Consider the following 16,254-nt stretch of genomic DNA (forward strand, 5'->3'; position numbering starts at 1 on the left):
AATCTATTTGGCCAATGTCTTCAGCGTTTCCAGAGCGCGGCGAATCCGTGAAACGGCCTCATATAGTTCAGCGGTTTGCTTGAGCAAACTGATACGCACCCAATGCTCACCCACTGTGCCGAAGCAGGAACCGGGTATCAGTGCGACGCCGGCAGTATCGAGCAGCCAGTCAACAAAGTCAGCCGACGTGCCAGCACCATTGGGTACGCGCGCCCAAGCAAATAAGCCACCACGCGACTGAGTGACTTCCAGACCGCTACCATGCAGTCCGTCGCGCACGATTTCAAAACGATGCTGATACTGTGCTGCCAGTTCCGCCACCGTGGATTGGTCGGAGTCCAATGCCACAGCACCTGCCTGTTGAATCACGCTGGAGGCCAGCACTGCGGTCTGCCGGTGCACAGCCTTGACTGCGGCCAGAATTTCGGCGTTACCGGCAATAAATCCGCCTCGCCAGCCGGCCACCATATACATCTTGGAAAGCGAGCCCAGTTCCAATGCCACATCAAGGGCATCCGGGGTTTCCAGCAGACTCAGCGAACGCGCACCGTTGAATTCCAAACCGGCGTAGGCAAAATCGTTGAGTACCACAAAGTTGTACTGTTTGGCGAGGCGCACGGCAGCCGCATACAGTTCCGACGTGGCCGCCGCGCCGGTGGGATTGTTTGGGTAATTGAGAATCAGTAGCTTGGCTCGCGTCCACAACGCTGGGTCCACTGCTTCTAAATCAGGAAGAAAGCCATGCGCCTCACTGGCGGGAATCGTTTCGAATCGGCCGCCTGCAACCGCTGTGGAACCTTCATACTGCGGATAGTATGGATCCACTGCCACCACCGTGTCGTCAGGGTCAATCAGCGCTTGGATCACAGTGGCGATGCCCACCGATGAACCGGAGGTGGCGAGCAGTTCGGTGGCGGGGTTCACGCAAACTCCATGCTCACGCCTATACCAACCGGCAATGGCGTCAAGGTATTGCGGCAGCCCGTCAAACGGCGGGTAACGAAATTCGGATGGGTCATGCGCCGCAGCGGCGAGCGCATCTTGGACGAATGCTGGCGGCTGTCCGTCTGGGTTGCCTTTGCTGATATCGATGACGTCACGCCCCTGAGCAATCGCGGCAGCAACTCGCGCGTCCGCCTCGGCGAAGGGATTGCCCGGCAGATGTGCCGCTCGCTTGGAAATCAGTGCCTCATATCGCACTGGCATATCCAATCCCCTCGTCCACTCGCTTGCAAAGCCCCAATGAATGGCCTTGCAAGCGATTCCCCTTCAAACGTTGGCCCGACCGTGCTGAACAAATCGGCCGGTAACTGATACCGTACGACGTCGCCCAAGCCCATGCAACGGCGTGTCTATATGCAGTATTTATGGCAGGTTACAGACGGCAAAATTCGTGCGGCATGGCAGAATGTGAGGTATGACTCAGACTCAAGCGAACACCGTTGCGAACTCCTCCGATTCCCGCACAACCCACCGTCCACTCGGCACTCCACTCGGCAAGCATCCGACCCGCGTACTGTTTTTGGGCTCTGGCGAGCTGGGCAAAGAAGTGACCATCGAACTGATGCGACTGGGTGCTTGGGTGTGCGCAGCGGACTCCTATGACGGGGCCCCGGCCCAGCAAGCGGCACATGAGTATCGCGTGCTGGATATGGCGAATGCCACCGAGTTGCAGGCATTGTTCGACGAGGTGAAGCCGGACATCATCGTGCCTGAAGTGGAGGCCATCGCCACGGATGTGCTGGCCGGAGCGGCTGCGGCCGGTGCTCAGGTGGTGCCGAGCGCTGAGATCGCGGCGATCTGCATGGATCGCGAGCGCCTGCGTGTGCTGGCTCATGAGGAGCTTGGTTTGCCGACCACGCCGTATCGTTTCGCCGGTTCGCTGGAGGAGCTGCGCGAAGGCGCCGCCACGGTCGGGTACCCGTGTGTGGTCAAGCCGGTGATGAGCTCCTCGGGCCACGGTCAGTCCGTGGTGCGTTCGGCCGATGCGATCGATGCGGCTTGGACTGAAGCTCAGGAAGGTCGCCGTGCCGCCGATGAGGGTGACGTATCCCGTGTGATCGTGGAGGCTTTGGCTCCGCTGGATCGTGAGTTGACGGTGTTGACGGTGAGCTCCTCGGCCGGCATTGTGACCTGCGCGCCGATCGGTCAGCGTCAGGAATCCGGCGATTACCGCGAGTCTTGGCAACCGGCCGCAGAACCGGCTGGCGAATCCGAGCGTGCGCAAGAAATCGCACGAACCGCAGTCGAGGGTCTGGTGGCTCGCGCCCACAAAGCCGGAGAAACCGGTTGGGGCGTGTTCGGTGTGGAGCTGTTCGTGTTGACCGATGGCTCGATTCTGTTCAACGAGGTCTCCCCTCGCCCTCATGACACCGGCATGGTGACGATGGCTTCCCAGCGTTTGAGCGAATTCGCTCTGCATGCACGTGCGATTTTGGGGCTGCCGATTACGGCTGAGCACGTGGCGCTGAATCTGACTGATGGCACCACGGCCGCCAGCCATGCCATTGTAGTGGCCGGCGATGGCGAGGCTGAATTCACCAATGTGGCTGAGGCGTTGGCCGAGCCCGGCACCGATCTGCGCATCTTCGCCAAGCCTGAAGTGCACGGTCACCGGCGCATGGCTGTGGCGCTCGCCATTGGCACCAGTGAAGCCGATGCGCGAGCCAAGGCGGGACGAGTCGCCGACACATTGAAGATCGACGTCAGATGACCCGTGGGGTGTCAGCTATCGTTGATACCCTTTTACCGTTAGTTCACCCAGAATTCCACTCCTGAAAGGCGAGTTATGGAGAAGCTGGAAAAGCTCTACGAGGGCAAGGCCAAGCAACTGTATGCAACCGACGATCCCGACATCCTGTGGGTCGAATACAAGAACACCGCCACCGCCGGAGACGGCGAGAAGAAAGAGGACTTCACCGGCAAGGGCCGTCTGAACAACCTCATCACCACCATCATCTTCGACCTGCTCAAGGCTCGCGGCATCGAGAGCCACCTCGTCAAGCGTGTGAACGACACCGCCCAGCTGGTGCGCAAGATGGATATGTTCCCGCTGGAGATCGTGCTGCGCAACACCGCCGCCGGTCACTTCTGCTCCCGTCTGGGCGTGGAGGAAGGTCTGCCGCTCAAGGAGCCGGTGCTCGAATACTTCCTGAAGAACGACGATCTGCATGATCCGTTCGTCAACGACGATGATCTGGTTGCCTTGGGTGTATGCACCCGCGAAGATCTCGCCGAGATCGCCCCGTTGGCTCGCAAGATCAACGAGGCGCTGATCGACATCTTCGCCAAGATCGATGTCAAGCTTGTAGACTTCAAGATCGAAATGGGCCGTGCCTCCGATGGCACGCTGTTGCTGGCTGATGAAATCACCCCGGATTCCTGCCGTCTGTGGGATCAGCGCGATCACTCCGGCAAGGTGGAGCATCTGGACAAGGACCTGTTCCGCCGCGGTCTGGGCTCGATCATCCCGGCCTACGAGGAAATCGAAAGCCGCTTGGCCGAACTGGCCAAGTCCGAAGGCATCGAAGTCGCCTGATTCATGTATTTGGCTCCCCTCTTCAGAAGGGAGCCAATTTGTCTTTTTACGATTGTTTAGGAAAGGATTTCCATGGTTTTCCGCGTATACGTGGAGAAGAAGCCCGGCTTTGACGTCGAGGCCCAGCAGCTCGCCGGCGAACTGAAGACCATCCTCGGCATCTCCGGCCTCAAGGCCGTACGCATTGTGAACCGTTACGACGTGGAGGGCATCAGCGAGGAGCTGTTCCGCCAGGCCACCCCCACCGTGTTCAGCGAGCCGCAGGTGGACAACGTCTGCGCCGATCTGCCTGATTTCGGCGAGGACAAGGTCTTCGCCACCGAGTTTCTGCCCGGTCAGTTCGATCAGCGCGCCGACTCGGCCAGCGAATGCATCCAGCTCATTTCTCAAGGCGAGCGTCCCACCGTCCGCTCCGCCAAGGTGTACGCCCTTGAAGGCGAGCTCACAGACGCGGACGTCGAGGCCATCAAGCATTACGTGATCAACCCTGTGGAAGCTCGCGAGGCCAGCCTTGACACCAAGGAAACCTTGAAAACCCAGGTGCCTACCCCCGGCAAGGTGGAGGTCATCGCTGGCTTTAACGAGATGGACGCGGCCGCCGGCCAGAAGTTCATCGATGATCGCGGCCTGGCCATGGATCTGGCCGATCTGGAATTCTGCCAGAAGTACTTCGCCGAAGAGGGCCGTGAGCCTACCATCACCGAGATCAAGGTGATCGACACCTACTGGTCCGATCACTGCCGCCACACCACGTTCGGCACCGAATTGGACGAGGTGAACATCGATGACGCCGTAGTCAAGGCCGCTTTCGACCGTTACCTTGAGATGCGCCATGAGCTGGGCCGCGATGCCAAGCCCGTGTGCCTGATGGATATGGGTACCATCGGTGCCAAGTGGCTCAAGAAGAACGGCATCCTCACGGGCCTCGACGAGTCCGAGGAGATCAACGCCTGCACCGTCAAGGTTAAGGTTGACGTGAATGGGCACGATGAGGATTGGCTGTTCCTGTTCAAGAACGAAACCCACAACCACCCCACTGAAATCGAACCGTTCGGTGGCGCGGCCACCTGCATCGGCGGCTGCATTCGCGACCCTCTGTCCGGCCGCTCCTACGTGTATCAGGCCATGCGCGTGACCGGCGCCGCAGATCCGACTGTACCGGTCTCCCAGACGTTGGAAGGCAAACTTCCGCAGCGCAAGCTGGTGACCACTGCCGCCGCCGGCTACAGCTCCTATGGCAACCAGATTGGTCTGGCCACCGGTCAGGTCACCGAGATCTATCACCCTGGCTACGTGGCCAAGCGTATGGAGGTCGGCGCCGTAGTCGCTGCGACCCCGGCCGATCACGTGCGCCGCGAGACCCCGGCTCCGGGCGACAAGATCATCCTGCTGGGTGGTCGTACCGGACGTGACGGCATCGGTGGCGCTACCGGCGCTTCCAAGGCGCACAATGTGGAGTCTCTGGAGCTCGATGGTGCCGAAGTGCAGAAGGGCAATGCTCCGGTGGAGCGCAAGCTGCAGCGTCTGTTCCGCCGCGGCGATGCCTGCCGTCTGATCAAGCGTTGCAACGATTTCGGCGCTGGTGGCGTGTCCGTGGCGGTCGGCGAGTTGGCTGATGGCCTGTATGTGAATTTGAACACCGTGCCGAAGAAGTACGAGGGTCTGGACGGCACCGAACTGGCCATCTCCGAATCTCAGGAGCGTATGGCCGTGGATGTAGCCGCCGAGGACGTGGACGAGTTCCTTGGTTACGCTCGCGAGGAGAATCTTGAAGCCACGGTGATCGCCACGGTGACCGAGGACCCGCGCATGGTGATGACCTGGAACGGCGACGAGATCGTGAACCTCTCCCGTGAATTCCTGGCCTCCAACGGTGCGTCCAAGCATCAGATCGTGCATGTCGAGGCTCAGCAGGCGTACGCCGTGCCGGCCGAATGGACCTCCGGCTCCCTGTCCGATCGCTTCCACGCTTTGGTGACCAACCTCAATGTGGCCTCCAACAAGGGTCTGTCCGAGCGTTTCGACTCCACCATTGGTGCCGGCACCGTACTTATGCCGTTCGGCGGCGTCAAGCAGCTCACTCCGAACGAGGCTATGGTGGCCAAGTTCCCGGTGTTCGGCGAAACCACCACCGCTTCCGCGATGGCGTGGGGCTTCAACCCGTACATCATGGAGAAAAACCAGTTCACCGGCGCTTACCTGTCTGTGGTCGAATCGCTGGCCAAACTGGTGGCCGCCGGCTTCGAGCATGAGAAGGCGTATCTGAGCTTCCAGGAGTACTTCGAGAAGCTGCGTGACGAGCCGGAACGCTGGGGCAAGCCGACCGCTGCCGTGCTCGGCGCTCTGATGGCTCAGGTTGATCTGGGCGCCGGTGCCATCGGTGGTAAGGATTCCATGTCCGGCTCCTTCGAGGATCTGGACGTGCCGCCGACCCTGATCTCCTTCGCTGTGGCCGTGGGCAACATGAAGCGCGCCACCTCCCCCGAGTTCAAGGGTGCCGGCCACCGCATCGTGCGCATCGCACCGCGTTATCTGGCCGACGGGCTTACTCCGGACAAGGATGCACTGCTCGAAGCCTTCTCGCTGGTTGAGGAACTCACCGACTTCCACACCGCCCTGGCCGTGTCCACTCCGGGTTACGGCGGCACCGCCGAAGCCCTGTTCAAGATGACCGTGGGCAACGGCATCGGCGTTGATCTCAATGACGGCATCGCTTTGGATGACCTATTCGCTCCGGCGTATGGCTCGTTCATCGTGGAACTGAAGGACAACGAGAAGATCCCAGCCGTCTCCAACTTGGTCGAGGTGGGCGAGATCGGCGTGACCACGGAAGCATACACCTTCCGCGCCGCCGGCGAGACCATTGACCTGGCCGAGCTGCAGAACGCTTGGGAAAGCGGCATCGAATCCGTATTCCCGTATCGTTCCAAGGGCGAGGAGCAAGGCAAGACCGTGGAAACGGTTGACTTCCACACCGAATATGCCGGCGTGGGCAAGACCGTGTACACAGGTACCGGCGTCGCCAAGCCGCGTGTGATCATCCCCGTGTTCCCGGGCAACAACTGCGAGTACGATTCCGCCGCCGCTTTCGAGCGTGCGGGTGCCGAAGCACACACGCTGGTGATCAACAACCTGACTCCGGCCGCCGTCGCCGAATCCACCGCCGCCTTGGTCGAGGAGATCAACAAGAGCCAGATCGTAATGATCCCGGGCGGCTTCTCCGGCGGTGACGAACCGGACGGCTCCGCCAAGTTCATCACCGCGTTCTTCCGCGCTCCGGCCGTCACCGAAGCCGTACGCGATCTGTTAAAGAACCGCGATGGTTTGATGCTCGGCATCTGCAACGGCTTCCAGGCGCTCATCAAGCTGGGTCTGGTACCATTCGGCGACATCGTGCCGATGACTGCCGAGTGTCCGACGCTGACGTTCAACACCATCGGCCGTCACCAGAGCCGCCTGGTGCGTACGCGTGTGGCCTCCGATCTGTCTCCGTGGCTGTCTCGCACCGAGGTCGGCGACGTGCACACGGTGGCGATCTCTCACGGCGAGGGCCGTTTCGTGGCCTCCGACGAGGTGCTGGCTCAGCTCAAGGCCAACGGTCAGATCGCCACGCAGTATGTGGATGAATCCGGCACGCCCGGCTTGGATCTCGCGGTGAACCCGAACGGCTCGCTGCTGGCCATCGAAGGCATCACCAGCCCGGACGGCCGTGTGTTCGGCAAGATGGGTCACTCGGAGCGTTCCGGCAACGGTCTGTACGCCAACGTGCCCGGCAACAAGTACCAGCCGATCTTCGAGGCCGGCGTGGAGTACTTCACCGCCTGACCGTTCGGTACAACCATTCGGCATATATCCTAGGTACCACGGTATCTGAGGACGCATAGGGAGGGGACTTTCAGGTCCCCTCCCTTGTTGTTTGGTGACTTTGTGCGTTGCCTTCGGGCTTGTTGATGCGCTGTCTGACGGGTCCCCATATCGGAGGCCTTCCATCAGCGAAGACAAGGAAAATACCGGCAAAGCATGTCTGAGAGTACATTAGGGCATCATGACTGAACTACATGCGAATCTCACGGTATTGGTTGGCGGGTTCGGAGCGGCACGCGGATCCTCTTGCCCCGGCATCGAAGCGGTATCCCTGAGGCCGGCGAACGGCGACAGCGCGACCGGCACCGACGCAACTGTTTCAATCGGCTCATCATCATCGTCCCTGGCATTGGTCAAAGACGGCGTGCTGGCTGACGTTCCTTCCCCTACTTGGATCGAACGCGACGGTGACCTGTTGTACGCCGTACTGGAGGATACGAATGAGGTGGCCGCGTTCCGCATCGAGCGCTCGCCCGCGCCGGTTCTGATCGAATTGTCCCGCGTGGCGGAGCCCGGCGCCAGCCCGACGCATGCGGTTGTCGCCACCGACGATCTGGGCGCGAAGCATCTCATCGTGGCCAATTATGCTGACGGGCATGTCTGTGTCCATCCCATCGCCGCCGACGGCTCCGTGTTGGACGCCACTCAGGTGTTGACCGGTGAGGGTCATGGCCCGTTGCCGGCGCAAGAAGGTCCACATGCGCACTGGATACTGCCGTTGCCGGATGGCCGTGTGCTGTCCACCGATCTGGGAGCGGATCGCATCTACGTGCATCGATGGAGCAACGGCGTTCTGGAGCGAGTCGGAGCGGTGGCATTGGAGCCTGGCACCGGCCCACGTGACATGCATCTGCTGCCGGTCGCAGGTGATGCGATGGCGCAATGGCGTGTGGCTGTAGTCGGCGAATGGAGCGACACGGTAACGATGCTGGGCCCGGATGCTGTCGGTACCGGTACCGGCGATCACAGCGAAGCCGATGGCATTGCAGTGCTACAGACCGTCGATCTCGGCGGAGATCCCCTCGATCAGGCTGCATCACTGGCATTGGTGCCGTGGTCCTCATTGCGCAATGACAAAACCGAAACCGAACCATCTATTTCCGGCATCGCATATGTCGGTCTACGTGGATCGGAACGCATCGTGGCACTACAGTGGGACGGTGAGCGTCTGTCCCGTCTGGCTCCGTTCGAAACTCCGGGATGGCAAGGCCGCGGTATCGACTGCGGTGGAAGCCGCCCGCGTCATATTCTGCCGGTCGGCAACCTACTGTTAGTGGCGAACGAGGTCTCCAACAATTTGACTGTATTCCGTCTCTCCGCTGATGGCTCGCCCATTCATGCCACTGACCTTTCATCCGGCTCCCCGACCGTCGTTGTACGCTTGTGAACGGATATACGCATGTCGAGCACGGGTTCGGACCGGTATGGGACAACGCATCGAGACTCCTGATTCTTGGATCCATGCCGAGTCCGAAATCCCGTGAGGCATCATTCTATTACATGCATCCACGCAACCGGTTCTGGCCCGTGATGGAAGCGGTGTTCGCCGATGATGCAGATGATGTCACCGGCGATACAGCAGATTCCCGCCGCGCTTTCGCCTTGCGTCATCACTTCGCACTGTGGGATGTGATCGCCTCGTGCGATATCACGGGAGCAGCCGATTCCAGCATCCGCAACGTCGTGCCAAACGATCTGGTACCAATCCTGCACACGGCTCCGATTACCCATATTTTCACGACAGGTGCGAAATCAGCACAGCTGTATCGCACGCTCATCAAACCTCGTCTGGCCGGAGAGGGCATCTCCATTCCAATGACGCCGTTGCCGTCCACAAGTCCGGCAAATGCCTCGATGCATCTCTCCGATCTTGTGGCAAGATACAGCAACGCCATGCGAAACGTTTTGTCAAGCCAAGACTGACGCGGTTTTTCTGGTGATCAGTTCCCCGATGATGCGAGACAAAGGCACGAAATACAGGAAAACCGCAGCGAGCAGACTCGATGTCGGCGCGTTGATGGTGGCCAACGGTACGGCACCGGCGATGGCCCAAGGTACCAGCGGCGCAATGACCACAGCGGAATCCTCGATAGCGAGTGCCAAGTGCGTGCGCTCATCGGCATCGGTCAAGTCATCATCTCCGGCACTTACCGCAGCATTCCCATCAATCTGCCCTGCACCGGCGTCCCCGCGGCCTCCCTCACCATAAGCGACGTCACGTCGATGCAATCCCGTGCAAAGCTGATGCGTCAGCATGATGGCCAAGGTCTGGTTGCATGCGAGCATCGCGGCACCAACCGCCGTAACGACGGTGGCCGTGACGGCCCCGACGTGTCCGGCCAATGCCGATATCGCATGTTGCAGACGGTCAAGCATGTGTGTCTGCGCGAAAATCCCGGAGTAGGCGGCTGAAATACATACGATCGCCATTACGGTGAGCATGGACACCATTCCTCCGCCATCGAGCAGCCGAGCAATCTGAGGATCGCTCGCGTGATACCCGAACACCAGCAAGTCCACAAGATCCATAAGTCCCATGCCTTGCACTCCGATGCAGATTGCCGTCGAGACGGCGATGCTGGCGATCATGATCAACCGTACATCCACCCGCATCAGTGCCAGTACTATGACGACAACCGCCGGCAGCACCGTCAACCAGTGGAGATGAAAGCTCGCGGAGAAGAGCATGGTGATATCCGGTACGCCATATGATGCCGATCGTTCGGTTGCGACCGCCAAATGCGACGCGTCGGATTGCGAACCGCGACGGGCACCCACTACGGCTGCCGCCCCATATACGAGGCAGCTCAGCACGAACGGTATGGCACCGGTACGCACCATGCGTCCAAGATTATCGAACAGATTGGTGCGTGTAAGCTGTGAGACGAGCAGTGCGCTGGTGGACACCGGCGAGCAGCGATCCCCCACGTAGACACCAGCCAGAATCGAGCCGCCCAGCATCACCGGGCTTGCCCCCATGGTCAGGCCGAACGACATGCAAACCGTGCCCATTGTGGCCGCACTGGCAAAAGAGGATCCGGTCAGCACAGACATGGCTGAGCAGAGCAGGAAGCTCAGCGGAAGCACCGTCACGGGATGAATAACCGCGATCGCGTGAGTCACGATGTATGCGATTGTGCCGCTGGCTCGCCACAATGAGGTCAGCAGGCCGATCAACACGAATGTGACCAGCACCGTGGACGTGGCGCGTATGCTGCTTGCCGCATGAACGGCTATGCTCCGCAACGATACTTTCCGAATCAGACCGTAGCCCGAAAAGAGCAGTACGCCAATGAGCAACGCGGGGATGATCGGCCATCCGAAGCCCACGCTGACGAACAGCGCCGCGCAGAATGCCAGCATGGTCAGTGTCTCCGCCATAGGTCTTTCCCCATTCCCCTTCCGATGCAGCACGTTCCGCGGTGTGCATGTCTCACGATCCGCAGCAGTCGCCCGCAGCAGTCGTATGCACACCAAAGATAACAAGCGCCGGTCTGTTGCGTCGATTCCATGCTCACGGTGAGCATATATATCCCGTATTCCTTCTCTTTTTTCCTCCTCTATGCGTCGAATCGCCAGAAGCGACACGCGGGGCAGCAGCACGAGAGTTTGCGTTCAAGTGTGGTTGAACTGTTTCAATATCGATTGTTAGCGCTCACGGAGACTCCGTGATATTATCGATAAATAATCGATAGGCAATTGATGTGTGAGGCGACGGCATCCGGCTCCTCACACCACGCGCAACGAACGAAGGAGCAGACAATGAAGTATCGCAGCGTGGGCAAGTCGGGATTGAAGATCAGCGAAATCGCGCTGGGCAGCTGGGTCACCGACCTCAAAGGCACGGCGGCCGAGGATGTGGCACATGAGACCGTGAAGCTGGCATATGACAACGGCGTCAACTTCTTCGATTGCGCGGACGCCTACTCGGGCGGCGCAGCGGAACGCTTCCTCGGTGAGGTGCTCAAGGACTACCCCCGCAAGGAGCTGGTTATTTCCAGCAAGGTGTTCTTCCCCACCGGCGACGGTGTGAACGACCGTGGTCTGTCTCGCAAGCACATTTTCGAAAGCATCGATCAGACGCTGAAGAACATGCAGCTTGACTACCTCGACATGTATTTCTGCCATCGCTTCGATGAAACCACCGATCTGACCGAAACCTTGCGCGCCATGAGTGATCTCGTGGCACAGGGCAAGGTGCTGTATTATGGCGTTTCCGAGGAGTGGGGTTCAGCTCGCCTTGAAGAGGCCCAGCGCATCATCGACCGCTACAATCTCTACCCGATCACCGTGGTGCAGCCGCAGTACAACCTGCAGGACCGCTACATCGAGCACGAGATCATGGGCACATGCCGCAAGCTCGGCATCGGCATCACCACGTTCTCCCCATTGGCCCAAGGATTGTTGACCGGCAAGTACCGCAAGGGCCAGCCGCTGCCTGCCGGTTCACGCGCCACATGGCAGTCCGATCATCAAATCAACGATCTCCTGACCGACGAGAACCTCGACAAGGTCGAGCAGCTACGCAAGGTGGCCGATGAGCTTGGCACCAACCTGCCGGTGCTCTCGATGGCTTGGATTCTGCAGCATCCGGAAATCAGCTGCGTGATCGCCGGCGCCAGCAAACCCAGCCAGCTGGAGAACAACCTCAAGGCTTCCGGCTTCGAGATTCCGGCCGACGCGATGGATGAAATCGACAAGATCACCGGATTCCACCGCTTCGAACGTCACGTGGGCTGATGTTCATGCACCGAAGTCGTCGTCGCCTTGGGACTCGGCCTTGGCGATGGCGGCTTCGGCCTCTTCGGCGGTTTGCGCAATCACTCGCTCATAGCCGGCGAGAGCCGCAAACGGCATGAATTGCGCGGCACGTTTATGCCGAGACATGTGGGGGTGCTTGCGTGATTGATGATGCGGCAGAGCGATGATGTCATCGTATTTGTGAGTCTCCTGCAAAGTCACGCCCGATGCCCTCCTATCTGATTGTTCCGCTCAAGACCGGTAGCGCCATCTTCCATATTCATCGCTTTGACCACCGAGTTCTTGCCGAACCGCTGTTTGATATCCAACAACGTACGTTCGATGGCTTCCTCGGAGACTTTCGACGAACCAGCATCGTCCACCGGATCCCCGTACGCGTCGTAATCACGCATTGCGGCTGCCTGCACCTTCCCTCCGCTCGGCTCATATGATTCCGATTGGCCGAACAGATCAAGCTGTTCGTACCGCTTACCAGCCGCAAGTTCTGCCGGCGTGGCTATGTCATCGGCTATCACGGTCAAGCGCCGCACCAAGAGTAAAGGATCTACAATGCGCTCGAACAGCGACGCCATAGCCTTACGAATGCGTTCAGCGGATGCCGTATAGTTCCCCAATCCGATAGCCCCCACTGCCGGCTTGGGCACTTTACGACCATAATGATCGTAAACTATCGGCCCCTTGTATTCTTCCGCCGCACGCTCGGCCAGCTTTCTGATCGCCTCTTCCTCGCAATCATCGAGCTTGCCGGGATCAAGGCTGCCGCCGTCATATCCCACGGCAAGCATCAGCCGATTCGTCCTGACACCTTTACCGACCAGATCAAGGGCAAGCGCATCCGCCATCTCCTTGGTGATAAGCCGTGCGGTATGCCATGTGGCCGGGCCGGTGAGCACTTGGCCGATGCTGGCGCTGTGCGCATCCGGTTCATAGCCCTGAATGTCCGCGATAGTGCATGGCTCCCAACCCCAAGCATGGTCGATCAGCAGTTCGGCATTCACTCCGAACATGCGATACAGCAGATCCTCGTTGTAATAATCGGAGGCCCGCCCCACCGAACATCTGGCGATGTCTCCCATAGTCAGCAGACCGGCCCGTTCCAGCTTGCGGGCATACCCACGCCCCACACGCCAGAAATCGGTGAGCGGCCTGTGGTTCCACAGCAGCCGCCGGTAGGACATCTCGTCCAGCTCCGCCACGCGTACCCCATCCGCATCGGCGGGCATATGTTTGGCCACGATATCCATAGCGACCTTGGCCAGATACATGTTTGTGCCGATACCCGCGGTGGCGGTGATGCCGGTCTCGTCGAGAATGTCGCGCACGATGGCACGAGCCATTTCATGCGGCGTCATGTTCAACGACATAAGATACGGCGTGGCGTCGATGAACACCTCGTCGATCGAATAGACATGAATATGCTCAGGAGCCGCATATTTCAAATAGATGCCGTATATTCGCCCACTGACCTGCAAATAGTGCGCCATCCGAGGGGGCGCGATCACCATAGTCGCCTTCAGCCCCGGATGCACAGATAATTCGCGAGCGCGATACGACTCCCCCACAAACCGCCCGCCCGGCGCGCGAACCGCACGCATCATATTGACTTGGGCCAACCGTTGCCTAGCCTCGAACAAACGCGGACGACCGGGAATGCCATAAGCCTTGAGTGAGGGAGAAACGGCCAGACAGATGGTTTTATCGGTACGTGTTTCATCCGCCACCACCAAGTGCGTGGTCAACGGGTCAAATCCACGGGACACACACTCCACCGAAGCGTAGAAGGATTTCAGATCAATGGCCAGATAGACCCGAGATCGGCTTCGCCCCTCCCCCATCGATCCCACCTGCCCTTCTCATGCCTCATTCGCGCATCATTTGTTCGATCCTTGCAATACAGCATACCAGAAAACTCGAACATTTGTTCGACACGCCGACTGATGTGATGCGCAATCGCTTTCTATAATGGATATGTGTCAACGGCTGACACATGGGGGAAAGGGGTGATCAATGTCGATTCATCAACAACCATCAGGTTACGCATGTCATGGTTCAGGCAACGACCGACATCACGGCACCATCGCATCGAATATGACACACGTCAGCGCGCGACAAGCATACGCGCTTATGACCGTCCTATTCGTCGCCGTATTCAGCATGCTTCCATCCGTCTGTTTCGCACCCACCGTTTGGGCGTCAGAGGACGCCAACGCACAATCGCAGGAAATCGATTTGCCCGACGCCATGACGCCGGACGATATGAACAAGTTGTACGACAACGGCAATCAATCCGTCGCGCTCATGTCCCCCTCCATTTACGCTTCGGATGACAGCAGGTACTTGTATTACCTGTCCCGCTCCAAGCAAGGCGTGATGAATGTTTTCGACACCAAAGACGGCAAACAAATCGATGCCCTGAAAATCTACGATGGCGAGCCAGACGGGTTCAACATGAAAATCTCGCCTTCCGACGCATCGCAATTGGCCATATTCGCCGAAACCGGCAACGACGCGCACAGCACCATCCAATACACTTCGGTCGATCTCAACCAGCACAAGGCGACCCGATATGCCAACATCGACGGCACCGGCAACGAATTGGCTGTAGGCGCATCCTCCGACGGGGCAACGCTATACATCGCGCAATCCGGCGACCAAGATGACGATTGGTCACTCGACATCATAGATGCCACAAGCGGTAAAACAACTTCCAGTATCGACTTCTCCAACTCACTGCCCATGGGAATCGTGGCGGTGCTGGACAACGGGAAACGCATACTGACATACGACGCCGACGGATACGATGTCTTCGACATCGACACCGGAGATATCCTGCATCACATCGACAATCCCGGACAAAACGCGTACTTCCTTCCGTTGACCACCGCCATCAGCCCCAACGGCAAGACGTTCTATGTCTCGACGTATGAATCAGATGGCGGCAGCGTCCGGGCATACGACATCAGCAACGGCACGGAGATACAGCGCTACCCGGCGATAGTCACCTCCAATACGGCTCTCCGGGTCACACCAGATGGAAAATCCCTGATTCTGCCGATTACCGGCAAGAAAAACTTTTCAGGGCCCATTGACTCTGTACAGCTGCTTGACCTCAAGTCTGGCGACATGAATCCGATGCTGACCGATCCTCCGGAGGAATCGGCTGGCGCATCATTGCAATCCGTGGGCATAGTTGCAGATGCCGACTGCACACATCTGCTCCTGCGCGTAGGACAGACCGTCACCATGTGGCCGACTGGACTGAAGAGCGCTTCCAAGAACACCTCCGCGGAATCGAAGGCCAACCCCTCACCGCAAGTCCCGTGGATTCCCATCATCGCCGCCGGTGCAGTGGGCGTACTGGCTATTGCCATCATCGTGGCATTGGTCATACGCAAACACCAGCACCACCCGTCTCCAGTTCCGGCGACAGCTCCCGTTGCAGCGATGCCAGCAAGGTCGCTCCCCACGCCTGTCGCAATGGCACCAGCACCACAACCGCAAATACCAATGCCCACACCGGCGTCGAGCACGATTCCTTCAGTACCGCTTCCGAGCTATGGCAACGATACGCAACAATCCGAGTTCGCAGCACCGACATCCCAGCAATCCAATGCCTCACAGTCTAAGTACTGCACGCAATGCGGCAATCCTGTGGCGCCCGGCACCCGATTCTGCAGCAACTGCGGCGCGCCCACGGCATCATGAACGGGGCACGACGACCGATAAATTCGGCGTCTCCTGACGATACCGTTCGTCCCATAGACACCGGGCAGCCAGAAACTCCTCCCAGTCACCACCGCTTTCAGGTCCGCCCATCCACCGTCATTGCCATTGGAGCATTGGCAGGGATGGGGCTGCTCGCAGACATACTCAACGCCGGGAAAGTCATGCCGCCGCCGGCAAGCTGGCCTATACGATTCGCCACTTATGTATGTACACTCTCAGTGTTGTACGCAATCGGGCGCAGAGGCATGGATTGGTTACGCGCGTCAGATGCACACGAGAGTGAATCGATATGGCCTTGGGTGGCACCTCCATCCGGCGATCCTACCCAGCATCCGAATGCGCATCCACGGGATCAGCGGCATCCT

Annotated in this window: 11 protein-coding genes; 7 read left to right on the forward strand and 4 right to left on the reverse strand. The window is 59.2% G+C overall.

Features of this window, described 5'->3' with window-relative positions; translation table 11 throughout:
* Window positions 1-3: 3 nt before the first annotated feature.
* Complete coding sequence (locus G1C97_RS08460) at window positions 4-1,200, reverse strand: pyridoxal phosphate-dependent aminotransferase (RefSeq protein ID WP_169241443.1); 1,197 nt, start codon at window positions 1,198-1,200, stop codon at window positions 4-6.
* Window positions 1,201-1,417: 217 nt separating this feature from the next.
* Between G1C97_RS08460 and purT the strand changes: the two genes are divergently transcribed.
* The 5 genes from purT (at window position 1,418) to G1C97_RS08485 (ending at window position 9,325) form a co-directional block, all read left to right on the forward strand.
* Window positions 1,418-2,713, forward strand: a complete 1,296-nt coding sequence (gene purT, locus G1C97_RS08465) for a formate-dependent phosphoribosylglycinamide formyltransferase (protein ID WP_169241389.1) — start codon at window positions 1,418-1,420, stop codon at window positions 2,711-2,713.
* A gap of 75 nt (window positions 2,714-2,788) precedes the next feature.
* Window positions 2,789-3,538, forward strand: coding sequence for a phosphoribosylaminoimidazolesuccinocarboxamide synthase (gene purC / locus G1C97_RS08470; RefSeq protein WP_100496703.1), 750 nt, complete (start codon window positions 2,789-2,791; stop codon window positions 3,536-3,538).
* A 72-nt stretch (window positions 3,539-3,610) separates the two neighbouring features.
* Entirely contained in the window at window positions 3,611-7,363 is a 3,753-nt protein-coding gene (locus G1C97_RS08475) for a phosphoribosylformylglycinamidine synthase (RefSeq protein ID WP_169241390.1), read from the forward strand.
* Between the two features lie 220 nt (window positions 7,364-7,583).
* Window positions 7,584-8,789, forward strand: a complete 1,206-nt coding sequence (locus G1C97_RS08480) for a lactonase family protein (protein WP_169241391.1) — start codon at window positions 7,584-7,586, stop codon at window positions 8,787-8,789.
* Window positions 8,786-9,325, forward strand: coding sequence for a DNA-deoxyinosine glycosylase (locus G1C97_RS08485; RefSeq protein WP_169241392.1), 540 nt, complete (start codon window positions 8,786-8,788; stop codon window positions 9,323-9,325). The genes G1C97_RS08480 and G1C97_RS08485 overlap by 4 nt, the downstream gene beginning before the upstream one ends.
* On the opposite strand, the gene G1C97_RS08490 is transcribed toward G1C97_RS08485, so the two are convergent.
* A complete protein-coding gene (locus G1C97_RS08490; RefSeq protein WP_169241393.1) occupies window positions 9,311-10,783 on the reverse strand; it encodes a Na+/H+ antiporter NhaC family protein in 1,473 nt (490 codons plus the stop codon). The genes G1C97_RS08485 and G1C97_RS08490 overlap by 15 nt on opposite strands.
* Window positions 10,784-11,164: 381 nt before the next feature.
* Between G1C97_RS08490 and G1C97_RS08495 the strand changes: the two genes are divergently transcribed.
* Window positions 11,165-12,142 (forward strand): aldo/keto reductase family protein, encoded by a 978-nt coding sequence (locus tag G1C97_RS08495; RefSeq protein WP_169241394.1) that lies wholly within the window; start codon window positions 11,165-11,167, stop codon window positions 12,140-12,142.
* A 3-nt stretch (window positions 12,143-12,145) separates the two neighbouring features.
* On the opposite strand, the gene G1C97_RS08500 is transcribed toward G1C97_RS08495, so the two are convergent.
* Together G1C97_RS08500 and G1C97_RS08505 are read right to left on the reverse strand one after the other, a co-directional pair.
* On the reverse strand, window positions 12,146-12,364 hold the full coding sequence (locus G1C97_RS08500; RefSeq protein ID WP_169241395.1) for a hypothetical protein: 219 nt from the start codon (window positions 12,362-12,364) through the stop codon (window positions 12,146-12,148).
* Window positions 12,361-13,998, reverse strand: a complete 1,638-nt coding sequence (locus tag G1C97_RS08505) for a Y-family DNA polymerase (RefSeq protein WP_169241396.1) — start codon at window positions 13,996-13,998, stop codon at window positions 12,361-12,363. Before G1C97_RS08505 ends, G1C97_RS08500 begins: the two co-directional genes overlap by 4 nt.
* A gap of 289 nt (window positions 13,999-14,287) precedes the next feature.
* Between G1C97_RS08505 and G1C97_RS08510 the strand changes: the two genes are divergently transcribed.
* Entirely contained in the window at window positions 14,288-15,868 is a 1,581-nt protein-coding gene (locus tag G1C97_RS08510) for a zinc-ribbon domain-containing protein (protein ID WP_169241397.1), read from the forward strand.
* The last annotated feature ends 386 nt before the right edge of the window (window positions 15,869-16,254 follow it).

Origin of the sequence: Bifidobacterium olomucense (assembly GCF_012932375.1) — a bacterium.
Lineage (GTDB): Bacteria > Actinomycetota > Actinomycetes > Actinomycetales > Bifidobacteriaceae > Bifidobacterium > Bifidobacterium olomucense.

Bases quoted from the DNA above. Each gene is read 5' to 3' on its own strand.
- G1C97_RS08505 (WP_169241396.1), bottom strand. From the start codon at position 13,998: ATGGGGGAGGGGCGAAGCCGATCTCGGGTCTATCTGGCCATTGATCTG.
- purC (WP_100496703.1), top strand. From the start codon at position 2,789: ATGGAGAAGCTGGAAAAGCTCTACGAGGGCAAGGCCAAGCAACTGTAT.
- G1C97_RS08510 (WP_169241397.1), top strand. From the start codon at position 14,288: ATGACCGTCCTATTCGTCGCCGTATTCAGCATGCTTCCATCCGTCTGT.
- purT (WP_169241389.1), top strand. From the start codon at position 1,418: ATGACTCAGACTCAAGCGAACACCGTTGCGAACTCCTCCGATTCCCGC.
- G1C97_RS08490 (WP_169241393.1), bottom strand. From the start codon at position 10,783: ATGGCGGAGACACTGACCATGCTGGCATTCTGCGCGGCGCTGTTCGTC.
- G1C97_RS08480 (WP_169241391.1), top strand. From the start codon at position 7,584: ATGACTGAACTACATGCGAATCTCACGGTATTGGTTGGCGGGTTCGGA.
- G1C97_RS08475 (WP_169241390.1), top strand. From the start codon at position 3,611: ATGGTTTTCCGCGTATACGTGGAGAAGAAGCCCGGCTTTGACGTCGAG.
- G1C97_RS08495 (WP_169241394.1), top strand. From the start codon at position 11,165: ATGAAGTATCGCAGCGTGGGCAAGTCGGGATTGAAGATCAGCGAAATC.